Below are 19,033 nucleotides of genomic sequence, written 5' to 3' on the forward strand. Positions count from 1 at the left end.
AAGTTTTTCAAAAAAACATAATTAAAGACATGGGTACTAAAGAAAAAATATCCGAAGAATTACTACTTGAGGAGGAAGTCTTAACTCAAAATGAAATAGTCTTGTTTAATGATGATGTTAATACTTTTGACCACGTTATTGAAACACTAATTTATGCCTGCGAGCATACTGCAGAACAAGCAGAACAGTGTGCCTTACTTGTGCATTACAAAGGTAAATGTACGGTTAAAACAGGTGTGTTTGATGACTTGAAACCACGTTGTACCATGCTTTTAGAGGCAGGATTAAGTGCAGAGATAGTTTAGTTAGCTATACTTTAGTACATTTTTAACAACACCCTCAATTTTAAAGTAGTCATCCACAATTATAGGGGGATGCCCCTCACTATTTAAAGACGTTAGAGAAATAGTTTCATTCTGTTTAAAAAACTTTTTAATAAGAACTTTTTCTCCATAAACACATATAATTTTATCTCCGTTTAGAGCTTCATTTTTCTTTTGGGCAATTACTAAATCACCTTCCTTTATAAAAGGTTCCATAGAATTACCACGAGCAGTAACAATAAATCCTTCATGAGCAGGGAATTTAAGTAAACGAGAGGCGATGGGAATTTTATCAATAGGGTTGCCATCCAATATCGTTCCATTTTTACCACATTGTGCATGTCCATAAAGGTTTAAATAGATAATTGGGCGTTCAGGATTAAGGAAAACTTGATAATCTCTTGGGTTGTGTGGATTACGTTTTAAATATCCTTTTTGTTCTAGTTTTTGAATATGATGTGCAACTACACTTGAAGAAGATAACTTTAAATTTTCTTGAATTTGTCGTATGGTTAGTGGGTTGTCAACTTGCTCGTTGAGTAGTTTTAAAAGGGCTATTTGGTTGTTGTGTAAATCCTTCATCTACAGAGGTTTTTAAATAGATGTTTTAATTTGTTAATAACAAATATATGTATAAATATAGAATATTTGTTTTTGTTCTATATTTTTGTAGAACAAATATTTTTATGAAACGCACTATTTTACATTTGGACTTGGACACTTTTTTTGTTTCCTGCGAACGACTCTTAGATAGTAGGTTAAATAATAAACCTGTGATAGTTGGTGGTACAGGAGGGCGTGGTGTAGTAAGTGCAGCTAGTTATGAGACACGAGCCTATGGTGTGCATTCTGGAATGCCCGCAAAAATGGCAAGGCAACTATGCCCGCAGGCTATTTTTATTAGAGGTAATGCAGGCACATACACCAAATATTCAAAACTTGTTACAGAAATAATACAAAGCGACGTGCCAGTTTTAGAGAAGGCTAGTGTTGATGAGTTTTATGCAGATCTCTCAGGGATGGATCGTTTTTTTGGATGCTATAAATATGCTACTGAATTGCGTAAAAAAATAATGAGAGAGTCTGGTTTACCCATATCCTTTGGACTTTCAGGGAATAAAACCGTTTCTAAGGTTGCTACAAATGAAGCAAAACCTAATAACCAATTAAAAATAGGTTTTGGTTCTGAAAAGAATTTTTTGGCGCCGCTTTCTATTAAAAAAATTCCCATGGTGGGCGAAAAAACATTTAGAGCATTTTGTAATATGGGGATGAAGACTGTACATACTGTACAACAAATGCCTGTAGAAATGATGACTTCGGTTTTTGGTAAAAACGGACGAGTTATTTGGCAGCGTTCTAATGGTATAGATAATACACCAATTATAGAATATCATGAGCGTAAATCTATTTCAAGTGAGCGTACTTATGGTCAGGATACTATTGATATTTTAAAAATAAGAACCACACTTGCGGCTATGGCTGAAGACCTTGCGTTTCAATTACGACGTGGAGGAAAATTAACTTCGGTAGTGACTGTGAAAATTCGGTATTCAGATTTTCAAACTTGCTCTAAACAATTAAAAATACCATATACATCGGCAGATCATCATTTAATTCCGTTGGTACAGGAGTTGTTCGATAAATTGTATGATAGGCGTGTGCTTATTCGTTTGGTAGGTGTTAGGTTTGGAGGTATTACCTCAGGGACCTATCAAATTAATTTGTTTGATGATGAGAAAAGAACGGTTAATCTATATAGTGCTATGGATAAAATTCGCTTACGGTATGGATCACGCAGTGTGTTTCGCGCAGCGGCATTAGGAGAAGGGGCGAGGTCTGTAGGTAATTTTACTAACCCTTTTAATGGAGAGCCTCCCATTGTATTAGCGCATCGTACACAATAGTTTTAGTATTATGTTTTTAAATAATCATTCACATTATAGTCTGCGTTATGGTACGATACCTGAAAAAGAACTTCTAGCATTGGCTCAAAAAAATGGTTGTAGCATATTTCCGCTTACCGATATTAATAATACTTCTGGATGCTTAAACTTTATTAAGTATGCACCAAAATATGAGGTTAGCCCTGTAGTTGGGATAGATTTCAGAAATAAAAATCATCAGTGTTATGTGTGTTTAGCAATTAATAACGAAGGTTTTTTAGAACTCAATAATTTCCTTTCAAACCACTTACATAATGATAAACGGTTCCCTGATGTAGCTCCTAGTTTTAAGAAAGCTATCACAATCTATCCGTTTAAGAAGTTATTAGAATTAAAAAAACAGGACTTTACTAAAAATGAATTTATAGGAATATCAATTAGCGATATCAATAAACTTCAATTTTCAAATTTGAATCAATTTAAGGATAAATTGGTAGTGTTGCATACAGTAAGTTTTAGACATAAACGAGATTTCAATATACACAGGTTATTAAGAGCTATTGATAATAATGTGCTTTTAAGTAAGTTGCCTAAATTACAGCAAGGATTATTAGAACATAAATTAGTACCAATTTATGAGCTAGAAAAAGCCTTTGAAAATTTTCCTCATATTTTGAGAAATACGACACGGCTATTGGAGCGTTGTAGTATTGAGTTTGATTTTTCTAAGAATAAAAAGAGTCAAAATTTATCAACCCTAACTAGAAATAAAGTACAGGATTATCAAAAGTTAGTAGCGCTTTGTTATGAAGGTTTACCTAAGCGATACGATGAGATTTCAAAAACCATCAAACAACGTTTGAAAAAAGAATTACGTCTTATTAAACATCAAAATTATGTAAGCTTTTTTTTGATTAATTGGAGGATCATTCAATATGCAAAATCAAAAGGATATTATTACGTAGGTAGAGGGAGCGGGGCTAATAGTATTGTTGCTTATTTATTGGAAATTACAGATGTAGATCCTATAGAATTGGATTTGTATTTTGAGCGGTTTATGAATTTATACCGTACTACCCCACCAGATTTTGATATTGATTTTTCAACATGGGATAGAGAAGATGTTACGCGTTTTATTTTTGAAGAATTTGGAGCTAATGGACAAGTTGCGCTTCTAGGCGCTTATGTAACTTTTCAATACCGTGGGGCAGTACGTGAACTAGGAAAAGTATTTGGATTACCTAAGTATGAAATAGATAAATTATGCTCAGGGAAATTTAGTTATAACCAGTTAGATGAGTTGTCTATATTAGTTTTGCGTTATGCTAAGTATTTTGAAGGACGTCCAAATTATATTAGTATTCATGCTGCAGGCATATTAATTTCAGAAAAACCCATCCACTATTTTTCTGCTACTAATATGCCTCCAAAAGGATTTCCAACGGTTCAGTTTGATATGCATATTGCAGAAGATGTAGGCTTATATAAGTTTGATATTTTAGGGCAACGTGGGTTAGGAAAAATAAAAGATGCCATTGCTATAATTAAAGTAAATAAGCCAGAGGTTAAATTACCCAACATTCATAATGCAAAATCATTTTTTGTTGATGAGTATATTAATACCATGATAGAAAAAGCAGAATGTATAGGCTGTTTTTATGTAGAATCTCCAGCCATGCGTATGCTTCTTAAAAAACTTGGTGTTAGAGATTATTTAACGCTGGTAGCAGCAAGTTCTATTATTCGTCCTGGTGTTGCTAAAAGTGGTATGATGCGTGAGTATATTCTACGTCATAAAAACCCAGAGCGTAGAAAAAAAGCACATCCAGTGTTATGGAATATTATGCCCGATACTTATGGAATCATGGTTTATCAAGAAGATGTGATTAAAGTAGCGCATCATTATGCAGGTTTGGATTTGGGAGAAGCCGATGTGTTGCGTAGAGGAATGAGTGGAAAATACCGCTCTAGGGAAGAGTTTTTAGCAGTTAAAGAAAAGTTTATTTCTAACTGTAGAAAAAAGGGAGAGCAAGATGCCGTAATATTTGAAGTTTGGCGGCAAATTGAAAGTTTTGCTGGTTATGCTTTTGCTAAGGGACATTCTGCATCGTATGCTGTAGAATCTTATCAAAGTTTATTTTTAAAATGTTACTACCCTTTGGAATATATGGTGGCTACTGTAAATAACGGAGGAGGGTTTTATAGAACAGAACTCTATTTGCATGAAGCCAAAAAACAAGGCGGGTTTATTCATCCGCCTTGTATTAATAAAAGCACTATTGAAACACTCATTCAAGGTATTGATATTTATTTAGGGTTTCAGCATTTACAAGGATTTGAAAAACGTAATATGATTAATTTACTGAAGGCAAGAGTAAACGGATATTTTTTGTCATTAGATGATTTTATAGAACGTGTGCCAATGTCTATAGAACAATTAGATATTCTTATTAGAGTTGATGCATTTAGAAGTTTAGGAAAGGACAAGCGTACGTTGCTATGGGAAGCTTATTATAAATGTAATCATTTGTCTATTGATGAGTTACAACCTCAGTTGTTTAGAATTGGAGCCAAAGCATTTGCGCTACCAGAATTTACAATAACAGATTTAGAGAATGCTTTTGACCAATTAGAATTGTTGGGTTTTACTATGTATAATGTGTTTTCACTTCTAGAAAAACGACCAAATAATAAGATTTTAGCAGCAGATTTAAAGGCTTATAAAAATAGGGTGATAACTATTTATGGATATTTGATTACGGCTAAAAATACAAGCACACACAAAGGAGATCGTATGCATTTTGGCACATTCTTAGATCAAGATGGTCAATGGTTAGATACGGTACATTTTCCGCCTGTAGCCAAACAATATCCTTTTAAAGGTAAAGGGGTGTATTGTATTATTGGAAAAGTTGTTGAAGAATTTAATTTTTTAAGCATTGAAGTTATAAAGCAAGAAAGAATGCCTTATATATCAGACCCTAGATTTGATATGACCTATAACCGAAAAGCATTTCCGAAATCAGTTACAGTTAATAGTTAGGTAAATAGAATTTATAAAGTTGATGGACACACAAAAGCAGTAATTGGCAAATCTGAATTCTTTATGGCTGCAAACCCTCCAGCTATATCCTTTAACTTATTAAATCCTCTTGCTTTTAAAATTGAAGCTGCTATAACAGATCTGTAGCCACCAGCACAATGCACATAATAGGGTTTACTTTGGTCTATAGAACTCATATTATCATTAATATAATCTAAGGCAAAGTGCAGAACGTGATCTCCCTGAAGGCGTTCTGATTTGTATTCACCATCTTTTCTAACGTCTAAAACAGTAATCTTTTTGTTATTAAAATCTTTAGCAAACTCTTCAACAGTTACAGAGGTTATAGTTTCAATGTCTTTGTTTGCAGATTTCCAAGCATTGATGCCGCCTTTAAGATACCCTAAAGTATTGTCATAACCCACACGCGATAATCGAGTTACAGTTTCTTGTGCTTTGCCCTCTGGAGCAACTAATAAAATTGGCTGTTTTAAGTCTGTAATTAAAGCCCCAACCCATGGCGCAAAACCACCATTTAACCCAATAAATATAGAATTAGGAATATGGGCCTTTACAAATTCTTGTTCTGTTCTAACATCTAAAACTAAGGCGTCCTGATTGTTTGCAATAGCTTCAAATACTTCAGGACTCAAAGCAGTATTTCCTTTCTGTAATACAGTTTCAAAATTATCATAGCCAGACTTATTCATCATGGCATTCTTTGCAAAATATTGAGGAGGAGGTGCAATACCGTTTAATACTTCTTTAACAAATTCATCCTTAGTCATGTCTGCTCTTAAAGCATAGTTCGTTTTTTTTTGTTCACCAAGAATACCTACAGTTTCTTTACTTAAATTTTTACCACAGGCAGACCCTGCTCCGTGAGCTGGATAAACAATAATGTCATCTGCCAAAGGCATAATCTTACGACGCAAAGAATCAAAAAGCATACCTGCCAAATCTTCTTTAGTTAGATTTGATTTTATCGCGAGATCTGGACGACCAACGTCACCTAGAAATAAAGTATCCCCAGAGAAAATGGCATGATCTTTACCGTTTTCATCAATTAAAAGAAAAGTTGAAGATTCTAAAGTGTGTCCAGGCGTATGAAGTACCTTAAAAGTAACATCGCCTAACATGAATGTTTCATTATCTTTTGCGGTATGAATGTCATAAGAAGTTTCTGCTCCAGGACCAAAAATAATGGTAGCCCCTGTTTTTTTAGCTAAATCAATATGACCTGAAACAAAATCAGCATGAAAATGAGTTTCAAAAATATATTTGATTTTAGCACCCTCAGCATTTGCTTTATCAACATATTGTTGTGTTTCACGTAATGGATCAATTATAGCAACTTCACCTTGCGATTCTACATAATATGTCCCTTGTGCTAAACATCCCGTATAAATCTGTTCTATTTTCATATCTTAATATTTTATCACTTTCTCTAGATTAGAAAAAAATGTTGTTTTTTTAATTATTCAAAATTACTAAACCCCTAGCAATCAATTTGTAACTTATATTACACTAGACTAATTGAGTTCCATATATATAATATAAATAGCCATTAGAAGAACAAAAACACCAAAACTCTTTTTTAGTTTGCTGCTACTTACAAATTTTGAGAGAAACACGCCTAGCATGATGCCCAAAATTGAAACTCCTGTAAAAAATAAAAGGAAAATCCATTCAATATCTAAAGTTTGAACATCTCCAATAAAACCAATAAGTGAGTTAATAGTAATGATAACTAATGATGTGCCCACTGCTTTTTTCATGGGAATATTAGCCCAAAGTACAAGGGCAGGAACATAAAGAAATCCACCACCAGCACCAATAATTCCAGTTATGGTACCAATGGCGAGTCCCTGAACAAAAGTCTTGAAATAAGGCTGATTTGTGGAAGAGTAGTCTTCATTTTTTCTATTTTTAATCATGGAAAAGGCAGCAAGTAGCATGATGATTGCAAAGAAAATCATGATTCCCATGTCTTTAGTCAACGTATAATTCTTAATAGAAAAAAGAGTATCTGGAATACTAGGAACTAAATAGCGCCTTGATAAATAAACTGCTATAAAAGAAGGGAAAGAAAAGGCTAAGCCTATTTTAAAATTTACTAGGCCTTTTTTATACTTTTGGTATGTGCCTACCATAGATGAGGTGCCAACAACAAAAAGCGAGTAAGCGGTGGCTATAATTGGGTTGTACCCTAAAAGGTAAACCAGCAGGGGCACTGTAAGTATGGAGCCACCACCACCAATTAGGCCTAAAACCAAACCTACAATTAAGGCACCAAAAAAACCTAATATTTGGATGTTATCCATACTTAATGAGGTAATTTGTTTCTTAGCATGCCGTAAATCAATGTGCCTATTGCAGCAGCTAGGATAACAAGAATCATACTCCAAACACCAGTTCCTAAAAGTATGTACATAGGACCAGGACATGCGCCAATTAGTGCCCAACCAAATCCAAAAATGATTCCCCCAATAATATATCTAGTGAATCCTTTATCTTTTTTGGGAACAAAAATATCTTCGCCTTTTATACTCTTTATATAACCTTTTTTTGAGATTTGTAGAAATAGTATTCCAGAAGCAATGGCTGTTCCTATAATACCATACATATGGAAGGACTGAAAGCGGAACATTTCATAAATACGAAACCATGATACAGCTTCAGATTTCACTAAAACAACACCAAAGAATATACCTACCAGTAAGAATTTTATAAATTTCATATTTAAAAGATTAAAGGGAGAATAAAATTAGTCATGATTAAACCACCAATGAAAAAACCTATTACGGCAATTAAAGAGGGTTTTTGTAAACTACTTAGTCCTGTTATGGAATGACCAGAAGTACAACCACCAGCATATCTAGTACCAAAACCTACTAGTAAGCCTCCAACAATTAATAGTAGCATGCCTTTCGGTGTTGCTAGTACATCCAAGCTATACATTTCGTCCGGAACTAAAGTGGCTCCCGGGGTTTTAAAGCCCATATTTTGAAGCTCTACGGTGGTGGCAGGATTTAAATTGGTGACGCTATCATTTGATAAATATTGCGTTGCAATAAACCCGCCAATAATGGCTCCAGCGACTACAGTAAGGTTCCATATTTGGTCTTTCCATTTAAAGTTAAAGAAATCGGCAATTTTACCAGCACCACCAATAGCGCATAGTGTTCTTAGATTTGACGACATACCAAATGTTTTTCCGAAATAGAGTAGCAGTGCCATTACTATTGCTATTAATGGTCCAGAGATATACCAAGGCCAAGGGTTTAAAATATATTGCATGTTTCGTGTTTTGTGCAAATTTAGAGGTAAGACTGTTTTAAGTTTGTAATAATTGTTACTTAAAACACCTAATTTGCTCGTTATTTAGATGCGTGAGAGATTGTGTAATTATTGGAATTCCTTAAAGAGGGCGACTTGTAAAAGCCCATACCTGGACGTAACGCTTAAATTATTTAAATTAGAAAACTTCTATTTTATTTCGACTTAATTTTATTTTGTTCTCTTTTTCCAATTGTTTTAAAAGTCTTGATATCACTACACGAGAAGTATGTAAATCTTCGGCAATATCTTGATGCTTTACAATAATAGTTTTTGAGGTGTGAAGTTTGGTTTTATTGATAAGGTATTTAAGTAGACGCTTATCCATTTTCATGAAAGCAAGATTATCAATGGTTTCAAGCATTTCATCAAAACGGGTTTGATAACTTTCTAGAATGAAACTTCGCCAACTCTCATTGTTATGAAACCAGATTTGCATATTCTCAACAGGAATCATGACAAGAGAGGTGTCTTTTTCTGCTACGGCTCTTATTTTGCTTTTGGTGGTACCCATACAGCAGGTTAGCGACATAGTGCAGGTTTCGCCAGCTTCTAAAAAATAAATAAGTAATTCATTGCCTTCATCATCCTCTCTGAGGATTTTAATATCGCCACTTAAAAGAAGTGGGATAAACTTTAAGGGTTGACCAATGTCAATGATAATATCGTTTTGTTTGAACGAGGCAAATTGACCAATTTCAAAAATCTCTTCAATGAGTTTTTCATCTAGAGTATTGGAAAATTTTTGTTTAAGTAATTCAAAAGTCATTATCAAAAATAACAATTTAAATATTGAATTAATTGTTTGGATAGATTTATCCAATAAAATCATTTATGCTATTCAATAAAAACCTACACATAAAATCAAAAGATAATTTGTTTTTTAATTCTATGAGACCTTTTTTAGGCGGTTTTATATGCCCGGTTACAGTGTGTTTTTACAATTGGAGTATTGACGCTAGACGTTATCGTTTGGTGTTTAAAGGTTTTATTAACAGTGTTTTATGAAAAATATTGAACGAAATTTCTCATGAACATTTAAATCAAAATGTAGCTTTTTACTGTTATTAATAAACAGTTGAGATTTGAGATAGTATTGCCCCTTTTTGTTAATACAAGATCTTTCATGTAAAACATATGTTATCGTTTTAAACACATATGTAAAACTATTTTTTTAGTAATCTAGATAGGTTTGTATGCTTTACAATTATTTAGGTTGAGAAGAAACTATTTATTTTCTATTCGGTAATAACTTTTAGTTAATTATTATCAATTTTTTTAAAAGAGCTACTAACAATTAAAACTAAAACTAATTAAGTATGAAATTTGATTTACTTGAAAAATGGTCATTTAAGAAATGGCGATTCAAGATTTGTCTAATTGCATTGTTTGTTTCAAGCATCAATGCAATAAATGCACAGTCTATTCCAATAAGTGGAACCGTAACATCTCAAAATGAACCTTTAGCAGGAGTTACGGTAATTGTAAAAGGGACTAATACTGGTGCGATTACCGATTTTGATGGGAATTATTCGTTAAATGCCAGTTCTAGTGGCGTTTTAGAATTTAGTTATCTAGGATACGTTACAGAAACGGTTTCCATATCTGGAAAAAGCGTTGTAAATGTGGTCTTGGTAGAAGACCTCTCCGAATTGGACGAAGTAGTAGTAGTTGGGTATGGTACCCAAAAGAAGAAAGAGGTTACGGGAGCCGTAGCACAAGTGGGAGCAGAAGTGTTGACACAAACAGCAACTTCTGATATTGGAGCAGCACTCCAGGGACAAGTAGCAGGGGTAAATGTAACTGCCAGTTCTGGTGCTCCGGGCTCTGAAGCGAATATTCAAATTCGTGGTTTAACGTCTATTAACGGATCCAATACACCGCTTTATGTGGTTGATGGGATACCTTTTGAGGGTGACCCAAGGTTATCTGTAAACGAAATTGAAACTATTGATATTTTAAAGGATGCCGCTTCAACCGCTATATATGGTACACGTGGCGCTAGTGGGGTTATACTAATTACTACTAAATCTGGTAAAGAAGGTCAAATGAAAATACAGGCTGAAGGCTATTATGGTATTCAAAATATCACTTCAGGAACACCTACGCTATCTGTTGAAGATAACTTTTATACACAATTCCTGCAATCGCAGGCGTTAAATGATAGAACCTTTGGAAACACCTGGACTGGTGTTGAAAGAAATCCATTTAGTTTAACTAACAATACAGATTTAGTAGACACTATTACAAACGATCAAGCACCTATTCAAAATTATAATATACGTATCTCTGGTGGTAGTAACGGTTTAACATATAGTGTAAATGGTAATTTCTTCGATCAAGAAGGTGTTATTATCAAATCAAGACTTAAGCGATTCAATGTGAGATCTAATACCCAATACAAAAAGGGGAAATGGAAAATATCTACGGGTTTATCTTTTAGAGTAGACGATCAAACCAGAGCACCCTGGCAGCTTTTGTTAGATGCCATTAGATATCCGGCGTATCAAGTAGCTATTGATCCGAATCAAGAAGCAATTGATAATGCAGATGAGGGGAGTGCCGCAGATAATATTTCAAATTTAGGATATAAATTTCTGCAACAAGATAATGCAGAAACTCAATATTTTGATGGAAGTATAATTGCTGAATATAGTATTCTTGATAATTTAAAATATACAGTTAGAGCCTCTGCAGCCTATGAAAATTCAACAAGAAGGATTATCAATCCAAAGTTTGTAGCCGTTGATATTAATGGTGATGAAGTCTCAACACAGCGTTCACGAGTAAGAAATGAAAGCTATTTAAGAAAAAGACAGACTTTAGAAAATATATTGAATTTTAGTGAATCTTTTGGTGATCATAATATTAATATCACTGCAGCTTATACATCCGAAAAATTTAATTATTCTCAATTCTTTGGGCAACGTTTTGATCTTATAGATAATAGCATTACCGTACTAAATGGAGGAACTGCTGATCAAGGTTCAGGATCTGGAACGGGACAATGGCAACAAGATTCTGAGCGAACATTAATTGGTATGTTGGGGAGAGTTCAATATAATTATAAAGGGAAGTATTTGTTTAGTGCGAGTGTGCGTAGAGATGGATCTTCTGCTTTTGGTGAAAATAAGCGATGGGGAGTCTTTCCAGGAGCATCAGCCGCATGGAATGTTTCTGATGAGAAATTATGGGATCCTGTAAGACATGTTGCTAATTCACTTAAAATGAGAGCTAGTATAGGTTCAATAGGTAACCAGGGTATTGATCCTTATGCACAATTTGGAACAATTACGCTTGATAATGATTATGCCTTGGGAATTGGCGCTAATGAAAATTTAAAAATAGGGGCCGTTCAAACAGAATATGCGAATCCAAATTTGCAGTGGGAAACTTCAATAGCTTCAAACTTTGGTTTTGATTTAGGTATGTTTAAAAATAAGCTAACTATTTCTGGGGATTATTACAGAACCAATAAAAAAGATATGTTGTTTCCAGTCTTACTTCCGCAATCAGTTGGAACCGGTTCAAATGGGGAGGTAACGCTTAATGTTGGTGATATGACGAATCAAGGTATTGAGTATGCAGTAAATTATAAACATGGTGGCAAGTTTAGTTGGAGTGCGGGTTTAACTTTTACACAAAACGATAATAAAATTACCAAAATGTCTGGATCAACCGAAATTATTCCTTTTGATGATAGTAGTATTTCTGGTCATGATAACGATCAAGATCTTACATCTTTTCTAGCATTAGGTCGTGAGGCCGGCGCTTTTCTTTTGATAAAAACGGATGGCATTATAGAGACTGAAGAAGAGTTAATAGAATACCAGAAGCTTGATACTAATGCTAAACTTGGAGATTTAAGATATGTGGATGCCTTAACTGTTGATACTAATGGTGATGGTATTCCTGACGCTGGCGATGGGGTTTTAGATGTTAACGACAGACAATATGTGGGTAGTGGTATTCCAGATTTTGAAATGGGCTTTAATTTTTCGGCCAATTATAAGAATTTTGATTTTGGTATGATGTGGTACGCGTCATCAGGAGCCGAAATTATTAATGGAAATAAGGCATTGGCCTATAAAAGTAGAAACCACAGGGACCTTGCTTATGCCTGGGCACCTCAAAACAATAATTCGCCAATACCAGTAAATAGAGGAGCAAATCATAATAATTATAGAGGGTTTACAGATTACTGGGTAGAAGATGGCTCGTTTATTAGGTTACGTAATATTTCTTTAGGGTATACCATACCAAAGAGAATCACCGAAAAGATTAATGTGTCTAGATTTAGAGTTTACGCCGCTGGCCAAAACTTATTAACATTTACTGAATATGATGGATATGATCCAGAAGTTGGAAATAACGGAGTTAGTACAAGAGGTATTGACAAAGGCACATATCCTGTAAGCAATCAATTTAGACTAGGCGTACAAGTCGATTTTTAATTTATTGTTATGGAAAAAATAGTTAAATTTAAAGATGTAATTCGTTTCATATCATTACATTACATAAAAACAAGAAAATGAAAAAATATATTAAAACACAATGTGCCAAATTAACAACTTTGTTTGTTTTGTCTATGTCTTTAGCTTTTTTTGGCTGTAAGGATGAATTTCTTGAACAAACAAATCCTAATGAGATTTCCACTGCTACATTTTGGAGTAACTTGGATGATTTAGATAAAGGCCTTACTGCAACCTATAAAGGCTTGGCAGGAGGAAGTAATTTTCGACTGGTTGATGAGATGCTAAGGTCTGATATAGCATGGGGTACGGGTTATCAAAGACCTAATAATGTAAACCCATATTACCTGCAAATATTTAATGAAGCCGATCAGGCTCCCAATGGTAAATGGTCAGCTCTATATACTACGATTTTTAGAGCCAACCAAGTGATTAGAGGCGCAGAGGGTTTGTTAGGTACGTTTGAAACTGAAGACGATGAGGAAGAAGCTATCGTAATGTATGCTCAAGCTCGATTTATTAGAGGCTTCGCTTACTTTATGTTGCATAATTCGTTTAACAACGGCTCAGTACCATTACTTGATTTTGTGCCCGAGACTGAGTCTGAATTTTATAATGCCCTTCAACCAGCCGAAACTGTAAGAGATTTTTATTTAGAGGATTTAGATTTTGCACAAAATAACTTACCAACGTCTTGGGAAGATCCGAGAGATTTGGGTAGAGTGACTGCTGGAGCCGCTGTAGCGGTAATTGGTCAGTCCTATTTATTTGCTGGAAACTTCTCAGAAGCAGCGATTCATTTTAAAAGGCTTATCGATGATTTTGATTATGCCTTAGCGCCGAATATTGGCAGTAATTTTACCACTATGGATGAATTTAATCAAGAATCTATATTGGAGATCAATTACACTATGAATTTTAAGAACGAGTTAGGCCCATGGGATGGTAGAGATACGGCTAATACAGCCTCATTACAAAAGCTTTTAACTGGAGGTCCAGGAGCTTGGTGGGGTGGTGTACTTGCTAATTGGCTTATTTTAGAGTATCGGAATGAAAAGATCGATTTTACAGATGCAAGAAATATAGTTGTTGATGAAGATGGAAATGAAAGTTTTAGAAAATTTAGTTTAAGAACCTCTTGGTCTGTGGCTTTAGTTGATGACGAAGATATGCCATATTATGGTGGAGATATTACTGGTCAAGGATCTAATTTTAATGTTAGAATGTCAGCCTTTTGGAGAAAGCATACAAATTGGGACTTAGGAGAAAAGGATGAAGATGCCATCTCACCAGGAAAAGTAAGATCTGCTATAAATGAAAGATTAATTCGTCTTGCTCAAATTTATTTACAATATGCCGAGTGTATGATAGAACAAGGAAATATAGATGAGGCCTTGTTATATATTAACAAAGTAAGAAGGCGTTCGGCAGTTCAATTGCTTGGACCTAATGGCTCTGGTGAGTTTCCTACTAATGATCATGATAATATTACTTATAATGCACAAACCCTAATGGAACATTTAAGATATAAGGAGTACCCATTAGAGTTGTCTTGCGAAGGATATGGTGGTGTTAGGAATATTGACTTAAGAAGATGGGGTGTTAAAAAACAACGTTTTCAAGAGTTAGCGCAGAAAAGATATCATGGTTTACATCACTCTCTTGTTTTGCAGGATGGAAAGCGAGTAACACGATGGGAATCTATTGTGGAAGAATTACCACCAGATGATCCTAAGGTAAATGAAGGATGGAATGAATTTATTGAGGCTAGTCAAAACTATAATGATGCATCACATGCTTATTGGCCGATTCCAAATGGTGAAATTATAGCTAATCCTAAATTGTATGATTAATAAGTAGTATTAATCTATAATTTTATAAACTAATAAAAACAAACAAAATGAAAAATAAATTAATATATATGATGTTTCTGGCGGTAAGCGTCTTAATAGGATGTCAAGATGATGACTATGAGCCGCCTACTGACTTAACAGATATTGGATTCTATTTGAGTACAGGACAGTCCAGAGATTTGAATGTTGCCCTTCAAAATTACATTTCATTTTCTGATTTGTCGTTTGGTACGGTGGAGCATACCTGGACTTTAGAATCAACGGGATTATCTTTTTTAAAGGGGCCTATTTCAAGACATGACTCTATTTTAGATGATTTTATTATTGAACCAAGAGCTACAATTTCTTCTGAAAAAACAGTTCATGTTTATTTTCAAGAAGCTGGAATGAAGGAAGTAAGGCTTTATAACACGTTTAACGATTCGGTTACTTTTAGAGGAAATAATGGTGTTGAAGACTATTTTTTAGGGTCTGAAAGAGTTGGAGATAAATGGGTAATTGATACGACGTTTACAGTAAAAGTATTTGATTCATTAGTACCAATAATAGAGGTAAGACAAAATGAAATGGTACTTGATCATGAAAGTACAGATACTATTTATGTAGAAGCTGGCGATTTTTTAGAGTTTGTTGACCTAAGCACACAAGGAGAGCCTACCGAACGTAACTGGGTAATTACGCGTACTCCAAAAGAGGGCGTGCCACCCCCTGTTGAACTAGAGGTAGTTGCTACGAGTCCAGATTCTTTAGCTCAGATTGTTTTGAAGAAGTTAGGTGTTTTTAACGGGCAAATAAACCTTATTAGAGGTGGTCAATTTATACCAGGTGGTTTTAAGACCTATGTAATGCCTGCGCCTATTAAGGTGATACCATCATCACAACCCTTTGTGCTCACTGGAGATATCGTAGAGTTAGAAGATGAGACCATAATAGTGCCTTTTAATGGAGAATTTGCACCGTTTGTTGGACAAGAAGAATTTTTTACGGTTAAAGTAAACGACGTAGAATTTTCCATTGCAGAAGTCTCTTTAAATCCTAATGATGCGACGTTATTAAATATAAAGATGCAAGATCCTATTTATAGATCAGATGTTATTACGGTGTCTTATGATGGTAATGGTTCTTTAGAATCAACAGATACCAGAAGCCCTGAAGCTTTTGAAGATGCGCCGGTAATAATGCACGATGTTAACATGTTACCGCCTAATATTGCTAGTTTTGAAGATGGAGGTAATGCATGGGGGCCATTTACACCAGAATGGGGAGCTAATCAAGGCGATATAGAGTTTACAACAGATATCGCTTTAGATGGAGACTATAGCATGAAGTTAACAATGGAAGAAGGTAAAAGATGTGCGGTTACTGCACCACTAGGAAGTGATGCTATTACTTTTGAAGATGGAAAAACATATGTGATGCGATTCTCGATGTTTTTAGAATCTTCAACTATAAATCCATCCGAAATTAGTTTATGGAGGTTGCAAGAGTGGTCGCAGTTGTGGGTTAGTCCTAACCAGGCAGTAGGTGAATGGGTTACTTTGGAGTTAGAGTTTACCTCTGTAGCAGTATTGTCAGAACTTTATTTCAGGATATTGCCTAATGGGGCTGGGACGTCAGATTATGTAGCCTATTTTGATAATTTTTATGTTAATGATGTAGAAACTCGACCATAATTAGTAGAGTTTTAAAAATATAGTTTTGTAAAAGCCCGTTTGTTAAAATATAAATGGGCTTTTACTATTTGCAGCAAAGACATGACAGAAATACCGAGCTCGTTAAATCGCCTGTTCTTTCATTTAATTTATAATATAAAATAGAGAGTATTTGAGCATGTATGCGAAAGGGAATATAACTCGTTAAGTATTCGGTAATTTTTATTGAAAAGAATTCCCCATATGCTCATTGAGGTAGTTTCAAGAAATTCTTTATTTTTAGAATTAAAAATTTAGTTGTTTTTTAATAAAAAATGTATATTTGCAGCCACAAAAAAGGCCATGTGGCGCAACTGAATAGCGCACTTGATTACGGCTCAAGAGGTTGCAGGTTTGAATCCTGCCATGGTCACAAAAAAATCCTTAGCATCTTTAATGTTAAGGATTTTTTACGTTAAAAGGGTTCTTAAAAATTTTTGGTTTTAATCTAAAGCATTTTTTGTTATGTACCATTTCCAACCAATAATGGCTATTTGTAGTTTATTTGCTTTTGCTAAATCCAATTGCTTCTTAGAAAAACTGGGTAAAATAGCCTTATTAAGCTTGGCTATAATTCTAAATAATTGTTTTTTCATATGTTAGCTTTCATTAATTTTTGACTATGTAAACGACCCAATCTTTGTTTTCTTCATTTGGGGCATGACCTAGAGATTGTTTACCGCTGTTTTTTATAATTTTTTTGGAACCTTTTTGAAGTTTGCTTCCAGTTCGAGGGTTATACCATGAAATTTTAAATTCCCCATTGTAATTTCCTAGATCTAAAAAAGATTCGCCTCCACTTTTCAGAAATACGACATAACTCTTTCCTGGATTTGCTAATACAAAATCCCCTTCTGAAGAAATTAAGGAATCATCAGAATTCATTTTCCAATATTCTATATTATTTTTTTTAAAAAAATCAAGACATATTTTTCCCTGATCCCAAAATAAGTCACGAGACCTGTAATCCTGACAGGTTAAATCTGAATGCGCATGTTTATACCCAAAATACCATTCTGTACCCCATGCCCCAGCCATCATGGCTCCCCATAGTCCATTTTTACGTGCATGATCATGTTTAGGGTTTTCAGAATCTGGTACTAATGAGTGCTGAGCATCGCCAGGTTCATCACAGGCCACGGCCCATGTTTTCCCTTCTGCCTCGGCTTCTTTGAATATTTTTAATACCTGCTTATGTACATTGCCAAAATCGGCTCTATTGGTCTGTAATGAAGCACCAGTAAATTTACTTTCCTTACCATAAAGTCCAGTATACCAGTTTCCATTATGAATAACAATATGGTGTTTGTAAGCATCAATTGAAGATACATAATTGGCAAGAGTTAAACGCCCTTGAACATCAACGGGGAAAGTTCTAGGTGGATTTTGCCAATCACCTGTTTCTTCGCAAAGATTCCAATTGAGAGCTAAATGGTGTCCAAAGCGAGCAATTAGTTCTCGATAATATAGCTTTGTATAAAGGCCAGTTCCGCCATGGTCAAGTAACCCTTGGTTTTCGGCCTCTAGAGTTTTGAAATGAAGAAACATTCCAAGTTTATCTGCATGTTCAAATATAATTTCCCATTGATCTAGTTTGGAGGTGTCAAATCGGTCATAAGTGTTATAGTCTACGTATGGAAAAACATTTTTATCATCTCCCTCTATATTCATGGTTATAAAAGAGAAGGCATTCATGCCTTTTGAGGCCAAATAATTTACGGCACCAATTATAGCTTTTCCTTTGCCATTTTGCCAGCTTGGGTCATTTTCATTCCAATCTTGCAAGTGCGCTTCCCAAGTTTTAATTAAGTCGTCTTTGTGACCATCATTGTTTTGTGTTCCATCAAAATCCGAATAAGCTAGGAAATTTTCAGGTGCATCAGAACCACACTTAAGAAAGTATTCGCCATTTTCTGCAAACTTTAAATAGCGTTCGCCTACATATTGTAAACGTCCTTTTCCTCTAAAATCTCGACCGGTTTTATCTGACTCGGCAATATTAAAAGACCCTTTAAGTTTGTCCATATAATCAGCCGATTTTAATTTATTGGAAACCCTTACAGCCGCCCATTTACCTTTTACAAATCTTACTGAGTAGTCCCAGTTGCCAATTTCATCAGGACAAAAATGAACCTTCCAAATTTTCCCTGAGTCAGAGCCTGTATGAGCAGCATTTCCATCCGTAGCATAATACCCAGGTATGGTATAGGTTTTTCCCGACATGCTGTTGGTAAAAGTGACGTCTAGTTTATAATTAAGAAATGGATTGTTTTCAGCATTTTCAGAAGTTTCTGGACCTTCAAATTCAAGGGTTACTTTATGCCATTTCTTTAGTTCACCTGTTATATTTTGTGCGTTTAACGTTTTTGCTAAACCAATTATTAGAAATACAGTGAAAACAATTCTTGAGGTTTTTGAGTGCATAA

Annotated in this window: 14 protein-coding genes and 1 tRNA gene; 7 read left to right on the forward strand and 8 right to left on the reverse strand. The window is 34.6% G+C overall.

Annotation, left to right across the window (positions count from 1 at the left end; genetic code table 11):
• The first annotated feature begins 29 nt into the window (after positions 1 to 29).
• Positions 30 to 305 carry an ATP-dependent Clp protease adaptor ClpS gene (locus Q0857_RS13950; RefSeq protein ID WP_298536327.1) on the forward strand — a complete coding sequence of 92 codons (276 nt, stop codon included), beginning with the start codon at positions 30 to 32 and terminating at the stop codon, positions 303 to 305.
• Here the strand turns inward: Q0857_RS13950 and Q0857_RS13955 are convergent, their stop codons facing one another.
• A complete protein-coding gene (locus Q0857_RS13955) occupies positions 306 to 905 on the reverse strand; it encodes a S24 family peptidase (protein ID WP_298536329.1) in 600 nt (199 codons plus the stop codon).
• Between the two features lie 104 nt (positions 906 to 1,009).
• On the opposite strand from Q0857_RS13955, the gene dinB reads away from it, so the two are divergent.
• Both dinB and Q0857_RS13965 read left to right on the forward strand, forming a co-directional pair.
• Positions 1,010 to 2,230 carry a DNA polymerase IV gene (gene dinB / locus Q0857_RS13960; protein ID WP_298536332.1) on the forward strand — a complete coding sequence of 407 codons (1,221 nt, stop codon included), beginning with the start codon at positions 1,010 to 1,012 and terminating at the stop codon, positions 2,228 to 2,230.
• 10 nt (positions 2,231 to 2,240) lie between these two features.
• Positions 2,241 to 5,252: a PHP domain-containing protein gene (locus tag Q0857_RS13965; protein WP_298536334.1), complete on the forward strand. Its 3,012-nt coding sequence runs from the start codon at positions 2,241 to 2,243 to the stop codon at positions 5,250 to 5,252.
• An 11-nt stretch (positions 5,253 to 5,263) separates the two neighbouring features.
• On the opposite strand, the gene Q0857_RS13970 is transcribed toward Q0857_RS13965, so the two are convergent.
• The 5 genes from Q0857_RS13970 to Q0857_RS13990 all read right to left on the reverse strand — a co-directional run bounded on the left by Q0857_RS13970 (position 5,264) and on the right by Q0857_RS13990 (position 9,360).
• Positions 5,264 to 6,676: a rhodanese-like domain-containing protein gene (locus Q0857_RS13970; protein ID WP_298536336.1), complete on the reverse strand. Its 1,413-nt coding sequence runs from the start codon at positions 6,674 to 6,676 to the stop codon at positions 5,264 to 5,266.
• Positions 6,677 to 6,784: 108 nt separating this feature from the next.
• Entirely contained in the window at positions 6,785 to 7,576 is a 792-nt protein-coding gene (locus Q0857_RS13975; RefSeq protein WP_298536338.1) for a sulfite exporter TauE/SafE family protein, read from the reverse strand.
• 2 nt (positions 7,577 to 7,578) lie between these two features.
• The gene (locus Q0857_RS13980; protein ID WP_298536340.1) at positions 7,579 to 7,992 is read right to left on the reverse strand and encodes a DUF6691 family protein; all 414 of its coding nucleotides are present in this window, start codon (positions 7,990 to 7,992) and stop codon (positions 7,579 to 7,581) included.
• A 2-nt stretch (positions 7,993 to 7,994) separates the two neighbouring features.
• The gene (locus Q0857_RS13985; RefSeq protein ID WP_298536342.1) at positions 7,995 to 8,552 is read right to left on the reverse strand and encodes a YeeE/YedE thiosulfate transporter family protein; all 558 of its coding nucleotides are present in this window, start codon (positions 8,550 to 8,552) and stop codon (positions 7,995 to 7,997) included.
• A gap of 178 nt (positions 8,553 to 8,730) precedes the next feature.
• Entirely contained in the window at positions 8,731 to 9,360 is a 630-nt protein-coding gene (locus tag Q0857_RS13990) for a Crp/Fnr family transcriptional regulator (protein ID WP_298536345.1), read from the reverse strand.
• Positions 9,361 to 9,910: 550 nt separating this feature from the next.
• Here Q0857_RS13990 and Q0857_RS13995 point away from each other — a divergent pair.
• From Q0857_RS13995 to Q0857_RS14010, 4 genes are all read left to right on the forward strand, one after another.
• The gene (locus Q0857_RS13995; protein ID WP_298536347.1) at positions 9,911 to 13,045 is read left to right on the forward strand and encodes a TonB-dependent receptor; all 3,135 of its coding nucleotides are present in this window, start codon (positions 9,911 to 9,913) and stop codon (positions 13,043 to 13,045) included.
• A gap of 77 nt (positions 13,046 to 13,122) precedes the next feature.
• On the forward strand, positions 13,123 to 14,916 hold the full coding sequence (locus tag Q0857_RS14000; protein WP_298536349.1) for a RagB/SusD family nutrient uptake outer membrane protein: 1,794 nt from the start codon (positions 13,123 to 13,125) through the stop codon (positions 14,914 to 14,916).
• Positions 14,917 to 14,963: 47 nt separating this feature from the next.
• Entirely contained in the window at positions 14,964 to 16,589 is a 1,626-nt protein-coding gene (locus Q0857_RS14005; protein ID WP_298536351.1) for a hypothetical protein, read from the forward strand.
• A gap of 317 nt (positions 16,590 to 16,906) precedes the next feature.
• Positions 16,907 to 16,980: transfer RNA gene (locus Q0857_RS14010), tRNA-Arg, on the forward strand.
• 70 nt (positions 16,981 to 17,050) lie between these two features.
• Here the strand turns inward: Q0857_RS14010 and Q0857_RS14015 are convergent.
• Together Q0857_RS14015 and Q0857_RS14020 are read right to left on the reverse strand one after the other, a co-directional pair.
• On the reverse strand, positions 17,051 to 17,203 hold the full coding sequence (locus tag Q0857_RS14015) for an SsrA-binding protein (RefSeq protein WP_298536353.1): 153 nt from the start codon (positions 17,201 to 17,203) through the stop codon (positions 17,051 to 17,053).
• A 13-nt stretch (positions 17,204 to 17,216) separates the two neighbouring features.
• Positions 17,217 to 19,031 (reverse strand): DUF5060 domain-containing protein, encoded by a 1,815-nt coding sequence (locus tag Q0857_RS14020; protein WP_298536355.1) that lies wholly within the window; start codon positions 19,029 to 19,031, stop codon positions 17,217 to 17,219.
• Between the last annotated feature and the right edge of the window lie 2 nt (positions 19,032 to 19,033).

This window comes from uncultured Algibacter sp. (assembly GCF_947495925.1).
Taxonomy (GTDB): domain Bacteria; phylum Bacteroidota; class Bacteroidia; order Flavobacteriales; family Flavobacteriaceae; genus Algibacter_E.

What these genes read in the sequence shown, in the direction of transcription:
- Q0857_RS14020 (WP_298536355.1), bottom strand. Translation starts at nt 19,031, where the DNA reads ATGCACTCAAAAACCTCAAGAATTGTTTTCACTGTATTTCTAATAATT.
- Q0857_RS13970 (WP_298536336.1), bottom strand. Translation starts at nt 6,676, where the DNA reads ATGAAAATAGAACAGATTTATACGGGATGTTTAGCACAAGGGACATAT.
- Q0857_RS13975 (WP_298536338.1), bottom strand. Translation starts at nt 7,576, where the DNA reads ATGGATAACATCCAAATATTAGGTTTTTTTGGTGCCTTAATTGTAGGT.
- Q0857_RS13980 (WP_298536340.1), bottom strand. Translation starts at nt 7,992, where the DNA reads ATGAAATTTATAAAATTCTTACTGGTAGGTATATTCTTTGGTGTTGTT.
- Q0857_RS13950 (WP_298536327.1), top strand. Translation starts at nt 30, where the DNA reads ATGGGTACTAAAGAAAAAATATCCGAAGAATTACTACTTGAGGAGGAA.
- Q0857_RS13995 (WP_298536347.1), top strand. Translation starts at nt 9,911, where the DNA reads ATGAAATTTGATTTACTTGAAAAATGGTCATTTAAGAAATGGCGATTC.
- Q0857_RS13990 (WP_298536345.1), bottom strand. Translation starts at nt 9,360, where the DNA reads ATGACTTTTGAATTACTTAAACAAAAATTTTCCAATACTCTAGATGAA.
- Q0857_RS13955 (WP_298536329.1), bottom strand. Translation starts at nt 905, where the DNA reads ATGAAGGATTTACACAACAACCAAATAGCCCTTTTAAAACTACTCAAC.
- Q0857_RS14015 (WP_298536353.1), bottom strand. Translation starts at nt 17,203, where the DNA reads ATGAAAAAACAATTATTTAGAATTATAGCCAAGCTTAATAAGGCTATT.
- dinB (WP_298536332.1), top strand. Translation starts at nt 1,010, where the DNA reads ATGAAACGCACTATTTTACATTTGGACTTGGACACTTTTTTTGTTTCC.
- Q0857_RS13965 (WP_298536334.1), top strand. Translation starts at nt 2,241, where the DNA reads ATGTTTTTAAATAATCATTCACATTATAGTCTGCGTTATGGTACGATA.
- Q0857_RS14005 (WP_298536351.1), top strand. Translation starts at nt 14,964, where the DNA reads ATGAAAAATAAATTAATATATATGATGTTTCTGGCGGTAAGCGTCTTA.
- Q0857_RS14000 (WP_298536349.1), top strand. Translation starts at nt 13,123, where the DNA reads ATGAAAAAATATATTAAAACACAATGTGCCAAATTAACAACTTTGTTT.
- Q0857_RS13985 (WP_298536342.1), bottom strand. Translation starts at nt 8,552, where the DNA reads ATGCAATATATTTTAAACCCTTGGCCTTGGTATATCTCTGGACCATTA.